This is a genomic window from Rhodosalinus sp., assembly GCF_046542825.1.
Taxonomy (GTDB): Bacteria; Pseudomonadota; Alphaproteobacteria; order Rhodobacterales; family Rhodobacteraceae; genus Rhodosalinus.
On the sequence record NZ_JBKHAQ010000190.1, the window covers coordinates 1 to 2,583 of the forward strand.

Genomic DNA, 2,583 nt, shown 5'->3' on the forward strand with positions numbered 1-2,583 from the left:
CCATCGCCGCGTTCTCGGCCGGCATCCCGAAGGCGTCCCAGCCCATCGGGTGCAGCACGTTGAAGCCGCGGGCGCGCTTGTAGCGCGCGACCACGTCGCCCATCGTGTAGTTGCGGACGTGCCCGATGTGGATGCGCCCCGAGGGGTAGGGGAACATCTCGAGCACGTAGTATTTCTCGCGCGCCGGATCGTGGCGCGCGGCAAAGGCGCCGGCCGTGTCCCAGGCAGCTTGCCATTTCGGCTCGATCTCGGCGGGGGCGTAGCGGGCCATGTCCGGTCCTCGGGGTTGCCGTGCGGATGCGTCCGGGGTGATAGGCGAGGGCCGCGCGCGGGTCCAGTGCCGCACCGCAAAAAGCCGCCGCAGGAAACGGTTGGCGCGGCGGGCGCCGGACGCTAGACCCTGCAGGGGGCGGACGGGCGCGGGCTGAATGGATATCCTTGTCATCCACCAGAATTTTCCGGGCCAGTACAAGCACCTGGCCCCGGCACTTGCGGCCCGCGGCGACCGCGTCGTGGCGCTGACGCTGCGCGTGAAGGAACCCGCGACGTGGCAGGGCGTGCGCGTGCTGCCCTATGCGGTGCACCGGGGCAACGGACAGAACGTTCATCCCTGGCTCGTGGACTTCGAGACCAAGCTGATCCGCGCAGAGGCCTGCCACGCGGCCGCGACGAAACTGCACGAGGCCGGGTTCGAGCCGGATGTCATTCTCGCCCATCCCGGCTGGGGCGAGAGCCTGTTTCTGAAGGACATCTGGCCCGCGGCGCGGCTGGGCCTCTACTGCGAACTCTACCATCAGGCGGGCGGGCGCGACGTAGCCTTCGACCCGGAGTTTCCCAGCCGCGAAGGCCCGCGCGAGCCGCTGCGCCTGCGGATGAAGAACCTCAACAACCGCCTGCATTTCGAGATCGGCGATGCCGGCATCAGCCCGACGCGATTCCAGGCGAACACCTTTCCGGCAGGCTTCCGCGAGCGCATCACCGTGGTGCATGACGGTATCGACACCGACCTTCTGGTGCCCACGCCGGACGCGCGGCTGGAACTGGACGGCGGCCGCGTGCTGACGCGCGACGACGAGGTGATCACCTTCGTCAACCGGAATCTCGAGCCCTATCGCGGCTATCACGTGTTCATGCGCGCCCTGCCGGAGATCCTGCGCCGCAGGCCCGCGGCGCAGGTGGTCCTGCTGGGCGGCGACGAGACGAGCTATGGCGCCCGCCCGCCGCAGGGCAGGACATGGAAGCAGATCTTCATCGACGAGGTGCGCGGGCAGATCGCGGATGCGGACTGGGCGCGGGTGCACTTCCCGGGCCGGGTGCCATACGACCGCTTTCTCGCGCTGATCCGCGTGAGCCGCGCGCATGTCTATCTCACCTATCCCTTCGTGCTCAGCTGGTCGCTTCTGGAGGCGATGAGCAGCGGCGCGGCGATCGTGGCCAGCGACACCGAGCCGGTGCGCGAGGCGATCACCGACGGCGAGACCGGGCTGATGGTGGACTTCTTCGACCGCGCAGGGCTGATCGACCGGCTGGAGCGGCTGCTGGACGACGCGGCGCTGCGCGAAAGGCTGGGCACGGCCGCGCGCGCCCACGCGGTCGCCACCTACGACCTGCGGCGCAACTGCCTGCCGGTGCAGCTGGATTGGGTGGACCGCCTGGCGCGACTGGACCCGCGGGCGCCGCGGGCCTGACGCCCACGCGGCACCGGGCGGTCAGAAGCGGCCGTCGCGCTCCCGAAGCTGGCGGGCGCGGGCAAGGATCGCATCCTCCACCGCGCGCTGGGTCGAGGCGGCGACCGGGCCGCTGCGGCTTTGCAGCGCGACATTGAGCGAGCGCGCGTCAAGTGCCGGGTCCGAGATGTAGACCGTCGCCCGATAGGCCGCCCCGCCGCCCGGCGGCGTGCCGTAGCCCGTGGTGATCACGCCGGTGAAGGGATCCACTGACTCCACCGGGAGAAAGCTCAGCACGTCAAGCGCGCCGTTCCAGATGTAGCGGTTGACCGCGACGACGTTCTCGTTCCGGTTCGGGCGGAAGATGTCCCAGACGGTCGAGCGGTTGGGGCCGGCATAGTCGGGGTGGTTTTCCGGCAGCCCGGGCGGAGAGGCCGTGCCGCCGGTGCGGTCGGCGGGCGCGTCGCGCGGCCCGCAGGCGGCAAGCGCCGCCACCGCGACCCCGGCCAGAAGCATCGTCACTGCCCGCGAAACCGTCATGCCTGCCCCGTCCCTCACGTCGCCAAACACCTACCCAAGGCGCCTTTGCTCGGCAAGGGGTTTCGCCGAGGCGGCGTCGCCGGCGCCGCCTTGCAGCCTGGGCGTGACGCGCGCCGGACGCATGTGTGGCATCGCCGCACCATCCGCGCCCTCTTTGCCTCAGTGCCGCCCCCTTCGCTTGCAAAGCGTCCCTGAAAAGGGCGAAACACATCTCATACCCAAGTCGGACACCCTGATTTGGGGCGCATGACAACAAAGTCGAGGGAAAAAACCATGAAAAAAGTTCTCTTCGCGACGACTGCGCTGGTCGCCACCACCGGCATGGCCGCCGCAGACGTCAGCTTCAGCGGCTTCGGCCGCTTCGGCATCCTGTATG

3 protein-coding genes are annotated in these 2,583 nt (G+C 69.5%); 1 reads left to right on the forward strand and 2 read right to left on the reverse strand.

Features of this window, described 5'->3' with window-relative positions:
• The coding region (locus ACLFOB_RS14890) for a class I tRNA ligase family protein (RefSeq protein WP_410926602.1) at positions 1-271 on the reverse strand (271 nt) is incomplete at its 3' end.
• Between the two features lie 157 nt (positions 272-428).
• Here ACLFOB_RS14890 and ACLFOB_RS14895 point away from each other — a divergent pair.
• The gene (locus ACLFOB_RS14895) at positions 429-1,688 is read left to right on the forward strand and encodes a glycosyltransferase (RefSeq protein ID WP_410926603.1); all 1,260 of its coding nucleotides are present in this window, start codon (positions 429-431) and stop codon (positions 1,686-1,688) included.
• A gap of 21 nt (positions 1,689-1,709) precedes the next feature.
• Here the strand turns inward: ACLFOB_RS14895 and ACLFOB_RS14900 are convergent, their stop codons facing one another.
• Positions 1,710-2,207, reverse strand: coding sequence for a DUF3576 domain-containing protein (locus ACLFOB_RS14900; RefSeq protein WP_410918415.1), 498 nt, complete (start codon positions 2,205-2,207; stop codon positions 1,710-1,712).
• Between the last annotated feature and the right edge of the window lie 376 nt (positions 2,208-2,583).

Coding starts and splice junctions, on each gene's coding strand:
- ACLFOB_RS14895 (WP_410926603.1), top strand. CDS start 429: ATGGATATCCTTGTCATCCACCAGAATTTTCCGGGCCAGTACAAGCAC.
- ACLFOB_RS14900 (WP_410918415.1), bottom strand. CDS start 2,207: ATGACGGTTTCGCGGGCAGTGACGATGCTTCTGGCCGGGGTCGCGGTG.